Genomic DNA, 15,959 nt, shown 5'->3' on the forward strand with positions numbered 1-15,959 from the left:
GTATCTTAGTCGATGATCGCGTTCAGCGTGGCCGAGGGGCGCATCACTTTGGCTTTCAGTTCGACCGAGGGGCGGAAGTAGCCGCCAATGTCAGCTGCCGGACCTTGGGCCGCAGCAAGTTCTGCCAGAATGGCTGCTTCACCGTCGGCCAGCGCCTTGGCAACCGGAGCGAACTCGGCAGCCAGACCCGCATCGTCCGACTGAGCGGCCAGAGCATCAGCCCAGTAACGGGCAAACCAGTAGTGGCTGTCGCGGTTATCCGGATGACCAACTTTACGCGAAGGCGAGTTGTTGTTGTCCAGAATACCTTGGGTCGCAGCTTCCGCAGCGGCACCCAGAACACCCGCTTTGGCGTTGCCTTTGACGTCCGCCAGGAAGTTCAGGCTTTCACCCAGCGCACAGAACTCACCCATCGAGTCCCAACGCAGGTGGTTTTCTTCAACCAGCTGCTGAACGTGCTTCGGTGCCGAACCACCGGCGCCGGTTTCAAACAGACCGCCACCTTTCATCAGCTTCACGATCGACAGCATCTTGGCCGAGGTGCCCAATTCCAGGATCGGGAACAGGTCGGTCAGATAGTCACGCAGCACGTTGCCGGTGATGGCGATGCTATCGTTGCCAGCCGTGATGGTTTTCAGCGACTGAGCCGTTGCTTCACGTGGGGCCATGATCTGGAACAGGTCGGCTTTACCGGCAGCTTCCAGAGCGGGGGTTACGTATTTGATCAGCTCGGCATCGTGGGCGCGGTTTGCGTCCAGCCAGAAGATAGCTTCCGAACCGGTCAGGCGCTGACGGTCAAGGGCCAGCTCGATCCAGTTTTCGATCGGAGCTTTCTTCACAGTGCACGAACGCCAGATGTCGCCAGCCTCAACGTCGTGGCTGTGCAGCGTGTCGCCATTGGCAGTCACGACGCGGATGGTGCCGTCTGCAGGCGCTTCAAAAGTGGTCGGGTGCGAACCGTACTCTTCCGCTTTCTGAGCCATCAGGCCAACGTTTGCCACTGAACCAGCGGTGGTTACGTCCAACGCGCCGTTGGCTTTGAAGAAGTTGATGCTTTCATCATAGATGGTGGCATAGCAGCGGTCGGGGATCACGCAGTTGGTGTCGCCCTTGTTGCCAGCTTCATCCCAACCTTTACCGCCTGCGCGGATCACGGCGGGCATCGAAGCGTCGATGATGACGTCCGACGGCACGTGTAGGTTGGTGATGCCTTTGTCGCTGTCGACCATGTACATCGACGGACGATCCAAGGCGGCGATTTCCGCTTTGATTTCGTCAGCGTTGCCCAAGCCGTTGATGACGTCCAGAACCGCGCCCAGACCCGAGTTCGGCGAACCGCCGGCAGCAGCGATTGCCTCACCGTGCTTGTCCCAAACCGGACCCAGCCATGCCTTAACAGCGTGGCCGAAGATGATCGGGTCCGACACTTTCATCATGGTCGCTTTCATGTGAAGCGAGAACATGGTGCCGTCTTTTTTGGTGTCTTCGATGGCGTCAGCCAGGAAGGCACCCAGAGCTTTTGCCGACATGAAGGTCGCATCCGCGATGGTGCCTTCTTCCAGCGGCCAGCCGTCTTTCAGAACGGTGGTCGAGCCGTCTTTGCCGACGAATTCGATCTTCGCGTCACCGGCCTGAGCGGCGGTGATGGTGGCCGATACTTCGTTGGCGTAGAAGTCGTTGCCCGGCATCGACGATACTTTGGTCTTCGAGGACGATTCCCAAGCACCCATCGAATGCGGGTTGTTCTGGGCGAAGTTCTTAACGGCGCGGGCCGAACGGCGGTCCGAGTTGCCTTCGCGCAGAACCGGGTTCACAGCCGAGCCTTTGATGGCGTCAAAGCGTGCGCGGATGGCTTTTTCTTCGTCGGTCGACGGATCTTCCGGATAGGACGGGATGTTGTAACCCTGACCCTGAAGCTCTTCGATGGCGGCTACCAGCTGCGGGACCGAGGCCGAGATGTTCGGCAGTTTGATCACGTTCGCACCGGGGGTCTTCACCAGCTCGCCCAGCGCGGCCAGATCGTCCGACTGACGCTGTTCGTCGGTCAGGTTCTCGGGGAAAGTCGCGATGATGCGGCCTGCCAGCGAGATGTCCGGCGTGCCGACGGTAATTCCTGCGGCGGAAACGAACTTGCGGATGATCGGCAGGAACGAGGCCGAGGCCAGCTCGGGCGCTTCGTCTACAATTGTATACAGAATGTCTGCTTGCGATTTATCGGTCATTTTAGAACACCTCTTTTTTCGCGGAAAACTTCGCCACGGGGCCAATGCCCTGAACGGCGAAAGGTGGGATTTCCCCTTCCCCATACACAAGTCCGGCACGAAAAAAAAGGGACTTGGGGGATTCAGGGGTCGATTTCGATCATGATTGCGCAAGCAATGGCATGATCTGCTTCTTCAAAAGATAATGTGACGCGATCTGCCGGCCATTCAGCACCATCGAGAAGACTCCATACGGATTTGGAACACGAGCACGCAGATCGTGCGCGCTGATGATCTCGGATGCGGTAAAGGGGATACCGGCCTCTTCCGCGGCGTCTTTGGCGTGTTGAACCGCATCTTCAAGATAGGGGCATTGGGCTGAATGCAGCACGGTCAACCCGTCCCCCAGCGCCTCTGCTTTCTTATCCCATCGACCGACAAGTTTCGGAGTTGGCGTAGAGCCATCAAACGAACGCGCCATAAGTGCGTATCCGGGAGGGGCCGTGTCGATTGCATCGTATCCGCGCGCTTGCAAAATCTTGTTGTCCACAAGCCAGTTGCCCGAACTGGTCAGGGCGGCGATGCCTTTGAAGCCGTTGTCTTGGGCAAATGCCTCGGCGTGATCAAGAAGGGCTTTGGCGTGCCCTTTGCCTTTGCTTTTTCCAACCACCCACAGGCAGTGGATAATCATATAGTCTTGTGCGTTTTCGATTCCGCGCCACGCAAACTCTCCGGGTGTGAATTCGATAAACCCGCGTTCTCCATCACCCAGAAGCCGCATCTGCAGGCCTTCCTCAAATCGGTCTGCCAACCACGCGCGTTTCCGCTTCCACGCCGAGCTTTTGCGCGCCGACATCTTGCAGAAGAAGCCATGCTTTTCGACGTTATTATTTGTGATGGTGATGAGATTGGTCATGCGAGCCTCCTTGGTTGAAGGCTCGCATGTGTGGTGTCACGCGTCTTTGAGGCGCATCAAGCCTTACAGGCGGTCCATGATCGCTTCGGCAATCGACATCGTGTTGCCGGTGCCGCCAAGGTCCGGTGTGACTCGGTCTTTGGCCTGCACCGTCTCGATCACGGCTTTCTTCAGGCGCTGGGCGTCGTCAGTTTTGCCAACATGTTCCAGCATCAGGCCTGCGGCCATCAGGAATGCACAGGGATTGGCCTTTTGCTGACCCGCGATGTCGGGGGCCGATCCGTGGACGGCTTCGAAGATTGCGGCGTCCTTACCAATGTTAGCACCCGGGGCCAGGCCCAGACCGCCCACAAGGCCGGCGGCCAGATCCGACAGGATGTCGCCAAACAGGTTTGTGGTGACGATCACGTCAAAGGCATCCGGGTACATGACCATCTGCATGGCACAGGCATCGACGATGCGCTCGTCGAAATCGACGCGGCCTTCGTATTCCTGTGCAATCTTACGGGCTTCTTCCAGAAACATGCCAGACAGCAGCTTCAGGATGTTGGCCTTGTGCACGATCGAGACCTTCTTGCGCCCGTTCGCCAGTGCATATTCGAATGCGGCGCGGGTGATGCGCTGGGCACCTTCTTTGGTGTTGTACCCGGTCGAGAAGACTTTGCCCTCGGGGTCGCCGTTGTGCTCCATGTAACCTTCGTCCGAGATGTAGTACCCCTCGAGGTTCTCGCGGAAGATCACCATATCAACGTTGTCAAAGCGCCCGTCCAGCTTGATCGTCTTGGTTGGGCGGACGTTGGCATAGAGGTTGAACGCCTGACGCAGTTGCAGGTTAATCGACTTGAACCCTCCACCAACAGGCGTGGTCAGCGGACCCTTCAGCGCCAGCTTGGTTTTGCGGATGCTTTCCAGTGTGGCCTCGGGCAGAGGCGTGCCGACAGAATCGAAAGCGGTCATCCCGGCCTGTTGGACATCCCACTCAAACGGGCTGCCCATTTTGTCGAGGATTGCGGTGACGGCTTCGGTGATTTCGGGGCCAATCCCGTCGCCGGGGATCAAGGTGGCTTGGATCTTTGTCATGGTCGTCTCCATGCTGATGAGCGCGTTTATGGCTCGTATAAACTGTATACAATGGAATACAATAGCAAAGTCCTATTCAAAAAGGTGAATAAAACAAGGCAGTTCCCCCCTATCCTAGGCGCGACTTGCACCTGTGGGCAAGCACGCTAACGTGGACGGGCAAGGAGGCGCCCGTGACCATTTTCAATCTCGGATCCATTAATATCGACAACTTCTATCGTGTGACCCACATGCCCGCCCCGGGCGAGACGTTAACGGCGCATGACTACAAGGTTGGACTGGGGGGCAAAGGGGCCAATCAGTCAGTGGCTGCGGCGCGGGCCGGTTCTAATGTCGTGCATATCGGAGCCGTTGGGCCGGAAGGGCAATGGTGTTTGGATACGCTTAAGGGTGCGGGTGTCGATATCAACCATGTTAAGCAGCTAGGGACAGCAACCGGGCACGCGAACATTGTTGTTGATGCACGGGGCGAGAACCAAATCATTCTCTATACCGGCGCGAATACCTCTTTGAAGGTGGATCAGATTGATGCGGCGCTGGCCCGTGCCAAGCCGGGCGATGCTCTGATCCTGCAAAATGAAACCAATCTGACGGTCGAGGCGGCGAAGGTGGCGCGGGCGCGTGGTATGCGCGTGATTTATTCCGCAGCGCCTTTTGTAACCGAGGACGCCAAACAGATGCTGCCCCATGCAGATATGCTTGTGTTGAATGCGGTCGAAGCGCAGCAGTTAACCGCCGCGCTGGGCGTGTCAATTGCGGACCTAAACTTGCCGGTAGTGGTGATCACGAAAGGCGCAGACGGGGCGGTCTGGCTTGAAGATGGCATCGAGACGGTACAAACCCCGGCCTTTCCGGTCACAACTGTTGACACGACTGGCGCGGGGGACTGCTTTATTGGATATGTCGCCGCTGGATTGGATCAAGGCATGCCGCCGGAACGGGCGATGCAACTGGGCGCGGCGGCATCAGCCATCAAAGTCACACGGTTCGGAACCGCGGATGCGATACCCTTGCGTTCGGAAGTCGATAGGTATTTGGCAGATTAGAGTCTAATTAGCCCTTCAGAAGCTGCCCCAAACGCATCGCGATCGACACATCGCCCGAGACTTTAATCTTGCCCATCATGAAAGCGGTCATCGGGTTCAAATCGCCCTTCATCAGCTTTTCCAGATTGGCGTGGGACATAGAGATGGTGCAATCCGTATCCACGTCTTCACGCGACAGCATCCCGCCCTGCAAAACGATTACGCCATCCTCACCGCAATCAAGCTTCAGGCTTTCCTCGAACGGAACCTTGGTCAGGCCGCGTTCAATCTTTTCGACGATGTGGGTCAGGGGCATGGGGGTCCTCATGTAAAAACGCCCCCGTGTGATACGGGGGCGTTTGAACGCGGTCCACAGTGACGTGGCGCGAGTTTACTTGACGCGTTTGTTGCGCATCGCGATCAGCTTCAGACGCAGTGCGTTCAGCTGGATGAAGCCGGCGGCGTCGGTCTGGTCGTAAGCGCCCATGTCTTCTTCGAAGGTCACGTGCTCTTCCGAGTACAGCGAGTGATCCGACCAACGGCCAACCACACGGGCCAGACCTTTGTACAGCTTCATGCGAACGGTACCGGTCACGTGCTCTTGGCTCAGGTCGATGGCAGCCTGAAGCATCTCACGCTCGGGCGAGAACCAATAGCCGTTGTACAGAAGCTCTGCGTATTTCGGCATCAGCTCGTCTTTCAGGTGCATTGCGCCGCGGTCCATGGTGATCGACTCGATACCACGGTGGGCATCCAGAAGGATGGTTCCGCCGGGAGTTTCGTAAATCCCACGCGATTTCATACCGACATAGCGGCCTTCCACCAGATCCAGACGGCCAATGCCGTGCTTGCGACCGTATTCGTTCAGCTCGGTCAGGATGGTTGCGGGCGACATCTTTTCGCCGTTGATGGCAATGGGATCGCCTTTTTCGAACTCAATCTCGATGAATTCGGGCGTGTCCGGCGCATCTTCCGGGTGCACGGTGCGCTGATAGACGTAATCCGGTGCATCCTCGGCGGGATCTTCCAGAACTTTACCTTCCGACGAGGTGTGCAGCAGGTTTGCATCAACCGAGAACGGAGCCTCGCCGCGCTTGTCCTTGGCAATCGGAATCTGGTTCTTCTCGGCGAAGTCCAGCAGTTTGGTGCGCGAGCCAAGATCCCACTCACGCCACGGGGCGATTACGACGATCTCGGGGTTCAGCGCGTAAGCCGCCAGTTCGAAACGAACCTGGTCGTTGCCTTTACCGGTCGCGCCGTGGCTGACAGCGTCAGCGCCGTGCTCGGCGGCGATTTCCACCAGACGCTTCGAAATCAACGGGCGTGCGATCGAGGTGCCCAGCAGGTACAGACCTTCATACTGCGCGTTGGCGCGGAACATCGGGAAGACGTAATCACGCACGAATTCTTCACGCAGGTCTTCGATGTGGATGTTATCGGGCTTGATGCCCATCATTTCGGCTTTCTTGCGCGCGGGCTCAAGCTCTTCGCCCTGACCAAGGTCGGCGGTGAAGGTGATCACTTCGCAACCATATTCAGTTTGCAGCCACTTCAGGATGATCGAGGTATCAAGGCCACCCGAGTAAGCCAGAACAACTTTTTTCGGCGCAGCCTGCGGCGCGGTGTTGGACGAAATCATCAGTTTCCCTTTCACAGAGTATCGCACGGTGAAAAACGGCGAGGTTACCGGGCGATTATCCTTTATTTAAAGGCGGGGCAAGCGTTGCTTGAAGTTGGATGGGCCACTTCTGGTTGAACCGCGGCAAGTTCTGTGATTTTCACGCCAAAAGCATTGCAAGTGAGAAGAATTATGACTGGTTCAGAACTGTTCAAACATGCCTACGATATGGTCCGTCGCAACATGGGGACAGCGTTCCGACTGTCGCTGGTGCTGTTTTTGGCGTCATTGGCGTTTCAGATGGTGTTTTCGTTTGGGCTGATGTCCTACCCCAACTTGATGCTTAGTCTTGGTACGATTCCGTTCATCTTACTGTCCTATATCCCCTCTATCGTATCATTGGTGATGGGCGCATGGGTGGCTGTTGCGTGGCACCGCTATGTTCTTCTGGAAGAAAGCTCCGGCGGATGGATCCCGCCCTTCCACGGGGTTGAAGTTTTTCGGTATATTCTGTGGGTGATCGCACTGTTCGTAATCTATCTTGTGTTGGCGCTTCCCATCATTCTTGTGGGCGCATTTTCTGTTACCGGAATTGAAAGTGGTCAGAATCCATCGGCTGGGATGATTGCCCTTTTTGTGGTTGGGTTTCTGGCTACGTTTCTGGCGGTCGTGATTGTGCTGTCACGTCTTTCGACAAGTCTAGTATCGCGCGCTGTGTCTCAGCGCCTTAGCCTTGCGGGCGCTTGGGCCGCGACACGCGGATCAAGCTGGCCGATCCTGATGTGCGCGCTGATTATGTTGGCGATCATGTTTGCGTACATGATCATTGCGGCAATTCTGTTTGCTGTGTTGGGTGCTGGCGTGATGATCATCGTGTTGCCGTTCCACTTGCTCTTCTCGTGGTTCGTGATTTTCTTCCAAATCAGCTTTATGACCACGCTTTACGGTGTCTATGTGGAAGGTCGCGGATTGGTGGCCTGACGAAATCTGGCTTGCCAAGTTACAACGCTTTGGGTCACACATTCTGCATGAGCGATTTTCTGAAACGGGCCCGTGTGGCTGAACAGCAGATGCGGGCGCTTTTCCCCGCGACCCCACTTCAACGCAACGACCACCTGTCAGCTCGTTATGGAGCTGACATCTGGTTGAAGCGGGAAGACCTGAGCCCTGTGCGCAGTTACAAAATCCGTGGCGCTCTGAATGCGATGGGCAAGGCGCTGGCTGCAGACCCCTCGCGGGATCTGTTTGTTTGTGCCTCTGCTGGCAATCACGCTCAGGGCGTAGCCTACACCAGCCGTCATTTCGGTGTGCGCGGCGTGATCTTCATGCCCGTTACCACGCCTCAACAGAAGATCGAGAAAACACGAATTTTCGGCGGGGATAGTATCGAAATCCGACTGGTCGGGGACTATTTCGACGACACCCTGAAAGCCGCTCAGGAGTATTGTGAAGCCGAAGGGGGCCATTTCCTGTCGCCTTTTGACGATACGGATGTGATCGAAGGGCAGGCAAGCGTTGCGGCCGAGATCGTGTCGCAACTTGGACGCGCGCCGGATCTGGTCATTCTGCCCGTCGGAGGAGGAGGGCTGTCGTCTGGGATCACGAAGTATCTTGGCGAAACCGCGCCAGAAACAGCTTTGCGCTATGTCGAGCCTGCTGGCGGGGCCAGTCTTCAGGCAGCGCTGGACGCCGGACGTCCGGTTGCATTGGATTACGTGGATAATTTTGTCGATGGCGCCGCCGTAGCCCGGATCGGAGCCATGACGTTTGACGTTCTGAAACATGTTGATCCAGCTCATGTGCTGTCGGTACCCGAGGATCGGATTTGCCTGACAATTCTGGACATGCTGAATGTCGAGGGCGTGGTGCTAGAGCCCGCCGGAGCGCTGTCGATTGATGCCCTGAAAGACCTTGGGGACGAAGTTCGCGGAAAAACGGTGGTCTGTGTGACCTCTGGCGGCAATTTCGATTTCGAACGGCTGCCTGATGTAAAAGAGCGCGCACAGCGTTTCGCCGGGCTTAAGAAGTATTTCCTGCTACGGCTTCCGCAACGCCCCGGCGCGTTGAAAGACTTCCTTCAGATCCTTGGCCCGGACGACAACATTGCTCGGTTCGAATACATGAAGAAAAGCGCGCGCAATTTCGGGTCTGTTCTACTTGGCATCGAAACCAGCCAGCCCGAGAATTTCGATCTGCTGGAAAAGCGGCTGGAAGAGCACGGCTTTGCCTTCTCGGACATCACGGACGACGAAACCATTGCGGAATTCGTGGTCTAGCACTGCGCCAAAAACTCCAGCTTGGACTGGTCATAGGCGGTGAAGACAGGCGCAAGCTGGATTTGGTTGCCCTGACCATTTGCCGCGGCTTGCTCGTTCTGACTGCATATCTCGGACAGGTCTTGAAATCCTAGGTTCAGGGCCGAGCCTTTCAGGAAATGCATGTCATGTTCGAACTGCGCGGGATCCGGATTGGACCTTAGGCGCGCAATCACCTCGTCCACTTCTTCTAGAAAAATTTCGGCCACTTCGCCAAAATCTTCTTCCCCGATTTCATCTTTCAATTCGTTTACGCGGCTCCAGTCGATCATGGGCGCCTCCTGCTTGTCCGCGGGGATCATGCGAGATGCAGGTTAACATACTGTTATAAGTACAGATAATGTTGAATTTTATCTTTAAAGACCTGTTAAAACGCGCGCCCTAAAGATGATCGAGAATGTCGTATGTTCTAAAAGTCTTGGGGCAATCTTGGGTGTAGCAAAACCACATAACACTGAGGTTATCAGCACACGTGCCGCGCAAAAGGACGCGGTCAGACCTGATTCGATTCAGCGTATTCTGCTGGTCGATGACAGCCGTGCCCAACGCAGCCTGATGTCCCGGTCGCTGGCGAAACAGGGCTATCAGGTTACCGAAGCCGGATCAGGGCTTGACGCGATCAAGCTGTTTACTGCACAGGATTTCGACCTGATCCTCAGCGATTGGATGATGCCCGGCATGAACGGGTTGGAGTTGTGCCAAGCGATCCGGGCGCAAAGCGCGAAGGGTTATGTCTATTTCATCCTGCTGACGTCGAAGTCGGACAAAGACGCGGTTACGCGCGGCTTAGATGTTGGGGCCGACGATTTTCTGGCCAAACCCTTCAACCCGGACGAACTGCGGGCGCGTATCGCGGCTGGTGGGCGTATTTTGTCGATGGAGCGGGAGCTTCAGGAAACAAACCGGCTGGTGTCATCCGCGCTGGCCGAGCTGAAAACGCTCTATGATTCGTTGGACCGCGATTTGGTTGAAGCTCGGAAGATGCAGCAGTCTTTGGTGCGTGAGTCCTTCCGTGACTGGGGACGAGCGGAAGTGTCCTTGCTGTTGAAGCCCTGTGGCCATGTGGGCGGCGATCTTGTCGGGTTTTTTGACGCTGGAAAGGATCACATCGCCTTCTATTCGATTGATGTGTCTGGTCATGGCATTGCCTCGGCGTTGCTGACTGCGCGACTGGCGTCATACCTATCTGAAGGCTCGCCGGCGCATAACATCGCACTGATCGAGCAGGAGGACGGAAATCACCACCGCCAGCCACCAGAGATGGTCGCGGCTCAACTGAATACGCTTTTAACAAAGGACATGTTGTCCGAGCATTATTTCACGATGCTGTTCGGGTATCTGGATATGACCACAGGAAGGGTGGAATTTGCCCAGTGCGGCCATCCAAACGCAGTGGTCCTGAACCGATCAGGCCAGGCGCATTTCATAGGGGAAGGGGGAATGCCGATTGGTCTTATCCCGGCCGCTGAATTCGAACGTCAACATCTGCACCTTCAACCGGGAGAACGGCTGATTTTCTATTCGGACGGCTTCACCGAATGTGAAGATATCGATGGAGTTCAAGTTGACGAACAAGGATTTGGTGAGATTCTTGAGAAAAACAGCGGCCTAACGAACGAGATGCTGTTTGACGCGATGGTCTGGGATCTGGACCTGTTTGCAGGCGGGCAGGAGTTCGGCGATGATCTATCTTGTGTGATGCTGACCTATAAATCGCGCACATAGCTTTGCATAAAATGACGATCACCAGCGCTGTGCAGGATTTTTGTGGCGGTGTGAACATTGCTCCAAATCGCGCTGTGATCGGGTTCAATCGGTGCGCTGATCCGCCGAACTGGGACGGCTAGGAAGATGTGACAGATCTTTTCGGCCCAAAGATCGTATTCGGGCATATAGGTAAACCGGCGATAAGCCCCGATGCGCAAGGGGTTCCGGATTGACCAGCCTGTTTCCTCCATCACCTCACGATGCAGGGCCGCAATGGCGCTTTCTCCTGCATCAATTCCGCCGCCCGGCAGCTGGTATTCATCGAACACGCCGCCCTGATGGGTGATCAGCACATCCAGACCAGAGGCAAGGATCGCATACGCGCCCGGACGCGGGGTGTAGTGCTGATTTCGCTGCTTTGGTGCCCCAAATCTTCGCATCATCCCTTTTCCATTCGGTTGCTGCCACCATATAGACGCGGTATGCCAAGCTGAACGCCGATAGGAAACCCCAATGACTCTTGGATCTCAAATCGCATGGGATGACACCATTCTGCCATTCCAACTGGACAACAGCGATGTCCGCGGGCGCCTTTTGCGCCTAGACGGAGTGCTGGACACGATCCTGTCCCAGCACAATTACCCGCCCGCAATCGAAGCGCTGGTGGCTGAAGCCGCCATGCTTACCGCGATGATCGGACAGACGATCAAGCAAAGCTGGAAGCTGTCGCTGCAGATCCGCGGCGATGGTCCGGCGCGATTGATTGCGACCGATTACTATGCACCTAAGGTGGCGGGGGAACCTGCTGAAATCCGCGCCTACGCTAGCTTTGATGAAGAGCGTCTGGACCCCACTGGTCCCAGCTTTCCGCAGATCGGTAAGGGCATTTTTGCGATCCTAATCCAGCAGAAGGAAGGCCAGCAGCCCTATAAGGGCATGACGCCGCTTGCTGGGAACTCTCTGTCCGATTGCGCACAGGCTTACTTCGCGCAATCCGAACAGCTGCCCACCCGCTTCCACCTGACCTTTGGCAAATCGGTCTGGGCCGGTGGGCAAGAAGGTTGGCGAGCTGGCGGTGTGATGTTGCAGCATATGCCAAAAGCCTCGCCCGAGGTGACGGGTGAAGGTGGCTCGGGTGAGGGCGGCTTGCTGACACCCAGTGATCTGCTGACGGATGAGGACAGTGAAAACTGGAACCGTGCGAATATTCTGCTGGATTCGGTAGAAGAACTTGAGCTGGTTGGACCGTCTGTTCAACCAACAGACCTGCTGGTGCGCCTGTTCCACGAGGAAGCGCCGCGCGTCTATGATCCGCAGCCGATTAGCTTTGGTTGTCCTTGTTCGGAAGATCGCGTGCGCGAAAGCCTGTCAATCTATTCCGAGCGCGACATTGGCCATATGACCAATGACGAGGGCCGCGTGACCGCAGATTGTCAATTCTGCGGGGCACATTATGACCTAGATCCGGCCACCGTTGGCAAGGATGCAAAGGGCGTGGATGGTGACAGCGCCTGATCAAATCTTGCGCCTTCGGGCTGCCCTGTCCCTGCCGGGGACGGGAAGCTCGGACTTTGATCTGTCGCCCGGCGTGAAACCTCTTGCCGGGCGAAAGCTTCGTCCGGCGGGCGTTCTGATGCCGTTTGTTGAAACACGAAATGGACTGGATCTGGTGCTGACCATGCGGTCCTCGGCCCTCAAGCATCACCCCGGCCAAATCGCCTTTCCGGGCGGCAAAAGTGACGAGTTAGACACTGATATTGTCGCCACCGCACTGCGCGAAGCGGATGAAGAGATAGGCCTGAATCCCGCGAAAGTCGAAGTTCTGGGGCAATTGCCTGCGCATGAAACTGTGACCGGATTCACTGTGACCCCTGTCGTGGGTTTGGTGCGGAGCGAGTTTACAGCGGTCGTTGAGCCCGGCGAGGTCGAAGAGGCCTTCCGCGTACCTTTCGATCATGTTTCTGATCTTGCAAAGTTCAGCAGGCAGGGGCGCTATTGGCAGGGGCAAATGCGTTGGTACGAAACGGTACCGCTTGGCCCGTATTACATCTGGGGCGCAACCGCGCGGATGTTGCGCGGATTAGCTGAAAGGCTGGCACAATGACCCGTATTCAGGGCGACTGGATCAATGACCCGGGTGCGCAGCAAGTTTGCGCTTTGCTGTCTGGTGCCGGGTATCAGGTTTACTTTGTCGGCGGATGCGTCCGCAACGACCTGTTGGGGGTTGGGATTTCGGATCTGGATATGTGCACGGACGCCTTGCCCGCGCGCGTGATGGAGCTGGCCGAAGAGGCAGGATTGCGTGTGCTGCCAACCGGGATCGACCATGGCACAGTGACAATCGTCATTGACCATGAACCTTATGAGATCACGACCTTCCGTAAGGATGTTCAAACTGACGGGCGTCGCGCCGTCGTCGCGTATTCGGATCAGGTCGAGGATGATGCGAGGCGCCGCGATTTCACGATGAACGCGCTCTATGCCGACCCGACAGGGCAGGTCTTGGACCCGCTGGGCGGGCTTCCTGATCTGCAAGCGCGACGCGTGCGGTTTATCGATGATGCAGGCGCGCGAATCCGGGAAGACTATCTGCGTACCCTTAGATTTTTCCGATTTCACGCTTGGTATGGCGATGACGACAAGGGGATTGATCCTGATGGGCTTGCGGCCTGTGCTGCGAATTTGGGTGGGTTAGAGACGCTTTCGAAAGAGCGTGTGGGAACAGAGATGCTTAAAATCCTGTCTGCCCCCGATCCCGCGCCTTCAATGGCGGCAATGGCGCAGTCTGGTGTTCTGGCGCACATATTGCCCGGCGCGGATGCGTCGAAGCTGGCGGTTCTTGTGCATCTTGAGGCAGATTTGGCCGTGGATTCCTTACGACGTCTGGCGCTTTTGGGCGGGCATGGCGTCGCAAAGGCGCTGCGATTGTCAAAGAAGCAGGCGAAACGGCTTGAGGACTTGCGACACGGGATGGGATCGGCCGCAGGAACAGGAGAGCTGGCCTTCAGATTGGGGGCCGATCAGGCACGAAACATTGCCCTGCTGCGCGCTGTGATGTTTGAAACGCCGCTGCCCGATGGACTGGACCACCAGATCGAGGTCGGAGCCGCTGCCAAATTCCCCATCAAGCCGGTCGACCTGATGCCAGACCTTCGTGGCCCGGCGTTGGGCGAAAGGCTGCGCGAGCTTGAGACAAGTTGGATCGCATCGGGCTTCACCCTAACGCGCGAGGAGTTGCTGAAATGAGCGATGTGACGCACACAATCACCCGTCTGGGCCATTTGGGCGATGGGATCGCAGATGGACCGATCTTTGCGGCCCGCACCTTGCCGGGCGAGGTTGTTCGCGGGGACGTGTCGGGCGACCGGATCGATGTGCCAAAGATTGTCACGCCATCAGCCGATCGGGTGAAACCTGCTTGCCCGCACTACAACACGTGTGGGGGATGTTCCTTGATGCATGCCTCGGATGAGTTCGTGGCGAATTGGAAGACCGAGATTGTCCGAAATGCGCTGTTTTCCCACGGGATAGAGACTAGTTTTAGACCGATCCATACCTCGCCCGCCCGGTCCAGACGGCGTGCTGTGCTGTCGGCGCGACGGGGAAAGAAAGCACCGATTGTTGGGTTTCATGGCCGTCGGTCGGGCACCATCACCGAGATTTCGCAGTGTCACCTTATCCATCCCGAGATCCTGCAAGCCCTGCCTGCGCTGGGCGAGCTAACCACGCTCGGCGCGTCGCGCAAGGGTGAGTTGTCGATCAATGCGACTGTCTCGAATGCGGGGCTGGATATCTCGGTCACCGGGGGCAAGCCGCTGGATCGCGCGCTTCAGGCCGAGTTAGGTCAGGCCGTAAATCGGTTCGGCTTTGCCCGCCTGTCGTGGGATGGCGAAGTAATCGCGATGGAAACCCCGCCGACACAGAGCTTTGGAGCTGCTGGCGTGACGCCTCCTCCGGGTTCGTTCCTGCAAGCCACGCGTGAGGGCGAAGCCGCCTTGCTGGCAGCCGTGCGTGAGGCAGTGGGGGATGCGGATCATATCGTGGATCTGTTTGCGGGGTGCGGGACGTTTGCCCTGCCATTGGCGGAAAACGCATTTGTCCACGCGGTCGAAGGTGTGGACAGCATGCTGAAAGCGCTCGATGCCGGGTGGCGTCATGCCCAAGGTCTGCGCGAGGTGACAACCGAGACGCGCGATCTGTACCGAAATCCGTTTTATGAGGAAGACTTGAAGCGTTTCGATGCTGCTGTCATCGACCCGCCCCGCGCCGGAGCCGAAGCGCAGATCGAACAAATCGCAGCGTCGGATCTGTCGACTGTGGCGATGGTGTCTTGCAATGCGGTCAGTTTCGCCCGGGATGCAAAGATTTTGCTTGATGCAGGGTTTGAAATGGATTGGATACAGGTCGTGGATCAGTTCCGCTGGTCAACTCATACCGAACAGGTGGCCAGTTTCCAGCGCCGGTAAGCTGGAAATTGCACCAATTGATCCGACGGGTTTGATAGGGTTTGAGTTGCCCTGCGTGCGCGTTACCATGTGTCAAACAACAAGTACGGGTGTAATATGAGAACCGTCGTCGCAATCGCAGCAGTGCTTGCCATTCTGTTTACCGCCTCGTGTGGGCCGAAACGTCATCAGTATGACGGGCCCGAGGTCACGCGGATTGTCGTGAACAAAGAGGATCGCAAGATGTATCTTCTTCACGGCACCGAAATCCTGAAAAGCTATAACATCGAACTGGGCTTCGCTCCGGAAGGCCACAAGCAGTTTGAAGGTGACGGAAAGACACCTGAAGGGCGTTATGTGATTGACCGCCGCAACCCGAATAGCGCGTTTTATCTGTCGATCGGCGTGTCTTATCCCAACCGAGCGGATGTCGAACATGCCAAGGCAAACGGCAAAAAGCCGGGTGGCGAGATCTTCATCCATGGCGGGCGACGCCCCAAAGATCCCAAGCGGCCGGATTGGACGGCTGGCTGTATTTCGGTCAAGAACCGAGAAATGCTTGAAATCTTCACGATGGTGCGACTGGGCACGGTGATTGACATCAATCCTTAAACGAAAAGACCCGCCAATTTAGGCGGGTCATTTTTTGTGG

At 56.8% G+C, this 15,959-nt stretch carries 16 protein-coding genes; 9 read left to right on the top strand and 7 right to left on the bottom strand.

The window, feature by feature from the left end:
- Nucleotides 1-5: 5 nt before the first annotated feature.
- The 3 genes from ACP15F_RS13770 to ACP15F_RS13780 all read right to left on the bottom strand — a co-directional run bounded on the left by ACP15F_RS13770 (nt 6) and on the right by ACP15F_RS13780 (nt 4,197).
- Nucleotides 6-2,222: an NADP-dependent isocitrate dehydrogenase gene (locus ACP15F_RS13770; protein ID WP_424941395.1), complete on the bottom strand. Its 2,217-nt coding sequence runs from the start codon at nt 2,220-2,222 to the stop codon at nt 6-8.
- A 139-nt stretch (nt 2,223-2,361) separates the two neighbouring features.
- Nucleotides 2,362-3,117, bottom strand: coding sequence for a GNAT family N-acetyltransferase (locus ACP15F_RS13775; RefSeq protein ID WP_424941396.1), 756 nt, complete (start codon nt 3,115-3,117; stop codon nt 2,362-2,364).
- Nucleotides 3,118-3,180: 63 nt separating this feature from the next.
- A complete protein-coding gene (locus tag ACP15F_RS13780; protein ID WP_424941397.1) occupies nt 3,181-4,197 on the bottom strand; it encodes an isocitrate/isopropylmalate dehydrogenase family protein in 1,017 nt (338 codons plus the stop codon).
- A gap of 173 nt (nt 4,198-4,370) precedes the next feature.
- Here ACP15F_RS13780 and ACP15F_RS13785 point away from each other — a divergent pair, with 173 nt between their 5' ends.
- Nucleotides 4,371-5,243: a ribokinase gene (locus tag ACP15F_RS13785; protein ID WP_424941398.1), complete on the top strand. Its 873-nt coding sequence runs from the start codon at nt 4,371-4,373 to the stop codon at nt 5,241-5,243.
- Nucleotides 5,244-5,250: 7 nt separating this feature from the next.
- Here ACP15F_RS13785 and ACP15F_RS13790 read toward each other — a convergent pair whose 3' ends face one another.
- Nucleotides 5,251-5,538 carry an SCP2 sterol-binding domain-containing protein gene (locus tag ACP15F_RS13790; protein WP_424941399.1) on the bottom strand — a complete coding sequence of 96 codons (288 nt, stop codon included), beginning with the start codon at nt 5,536-5,538 and terminating at the stop codon, nt 5,251-5,253.
- A gap of 75 nt (nt 5,539-5,613) precedes the next feature.
- Complete coding sequence (locus ACP15F_RS13795; protein WP_424941400.1) at nt 5,614-6,861, bottom strand: argininosuccinate synthase; 1,248 nt, start codon at nt 6,859-6,861, stop codon at nt 5,614-5,616.
- Between the two features lie 171 nt (nt 6,862-7,032).
- On the opposite strand from ACP15F_RS13795, the gene ACP15F_RS13800 reads away from it, so the two are divergent.
- Nucleotides 7,033-7,821, top strand: a complete 789-nt coding sequence (locus ACP15F_RS13800) for a hypothetical protein (RefSeq protein ID WP_424941401.1) — start codon at nt 7,033-7,035, stop codon at nt 7,819-7,821.
- Between the two features lie 47 nt (nt 7,822-7,868).
- Nucleotides 7,869-9,116 carry a threonine ammonia-lyase IlvA gene (gene ilvA, locus ACP15F_RS13805; protein WP_424941402.1) on the top strand — a complete coding sequence of 416 codons (1,248 nt, stop codon included), beginning with the start codon at nt 7,869-7,871 and terminating at the stop codon, nt 9,114-9,116.
- Here the strand turns inward: ilvA and ACP15F_RS13810 are convergent.
- Nucleotides 9,113-9,427, bottom strand: a complete 315-nt coding sequence (locus ACP15F_RS13810) for an Hpt domain-containing protein (RefSeq protein WP_424941403.1) — start codon at nt 9,425-9,427, stop codon at nt 9,113-9,115. The genes ilvA and ACP15F_RS13810 overlap by 4 nt on opposite strands.
- A gap of 157 nt (nt 9,428-9,584) precedes the next feature.
- Here ACP15F_RS13810 and ACP15F_RS13815 point away from each other — a divergent pair, with 157 nt between their 5' ends.
- Nucleotides 9,585-10,880, top strand: coding sequence for a PP2C family protein-serine/threonine phosphatase (locus tag ACP15F_RS13815; protein ID WP_424941404.1), 1,296 nt, complete (start codon nt 9,585-9,587; stop codon nt 10,878-10,880).
- Here ACP15F_RS13815 and ACP15F_RS13820 read toward each other — a convergent pair.
- Nucleotides 10,862-11,305 carry an NUDIX domain-containing protein gene (locus ACP15F_RS13820; RefSeq protein WP_424941405.1) on the bottom strand — a complete coding sequence of 148 codons (444 nt, stop codon included), beginning with the start codon at nt 11,303-11,305 and terminating at the stop codon, nt 10,862-10,864. The two genes, ACP15F_RS13815 and ACP15F_RS13820, sit on opposite strands and share 19 nt — an antisense overlap.
- 70 nt (nt 11,306-11,375) lie before the next feature.
- Here ACP15F_RS13820 and ACP15F_RS13825 point away from each other — a divergent pair, with 70 nt between their 5' ends.
- From ACP15F_RS13825 to ACP15F_RS13845, 5 genes are all read left to right on the top strand, one after another.
- A complete protein-coding gene (locus ACP15F_RS13825) occupies nt 11,376-12,377 on the top strand; it encodes an Hsp33 family molecular chaperone HslO (RefSeq protein WP_424941406.1) in 1,002 nt (333 codons plus the stop codon).
- Nucleotides 12,361-12,966: a CoA pyrophosphatase gene (locus ACP15F_RS13830; RefSeq protein ID WP_424941407.1), complete on the top strand. Its 606-nt coding sequence runs from the start codon at nt 12,361-12,363 to the stop codon at nt 12,964-12,966. The genes ACP15F_RS13825 and ACP15F_RS13830 overlap by 17 nt, the downstream gene beginning before the upstream one ends.
- Nucleotides 12,963-14,108, top strand: a complete 1,146-nt coding sequence (locus ACP15F_RS13835; protein ID WP_424941408.1) for a CCA tRNA nucleotidyltransferase — start codon at nt 12,963-12,965, stop codon at nt 14,106-14,108. The genes ACP15F_RS13830 and ACP15F_RS13835 overlap by 4 nt, the downstream gene beginning before the upstream one ends.
- Nucleotides 14,105-15,328 (top strand): class I SAM-dependent RNA methyltransferase, encoded by a 1,224-nt coding sequence (locus tag ACP15F_RS13840; protein WP_424941409.1) that lies wholly within the window; start codon nt 14,105-14,107, stop codon nt 15,326-15,328. The genes ACP15F_RS13835 and ACP15F_RS13840 overlap by 4 nt, the downstream gene beginning before the upstream one ends.
- A gap of 96 nt (nt 15,329-15,424) precedes the next feature.
- Nucleotides 15,425-15,919, top strand: a complete 495-nt coding sequence (locus tag ACP15F_RS13845) for a L,D-transpeptidase family protein (protein ID WP_424941410.1) — start codon at nt 15,425-15,427, stop codon at nt 15,917-15,919.
- The last annotated feature ends 40 nt before the right edge of the window (nt 15,920-15,959 follow it).

The organism is Aliiroseovarius sp. S253 (assembly GCF_049800855.1).
Classification (GTDB): domain Bacteria; phylum Pseudomonadota; class Alphaproteobacteria; order Rhodobacterales; family Rhodobacteraceae; genus Aliiroseovarius.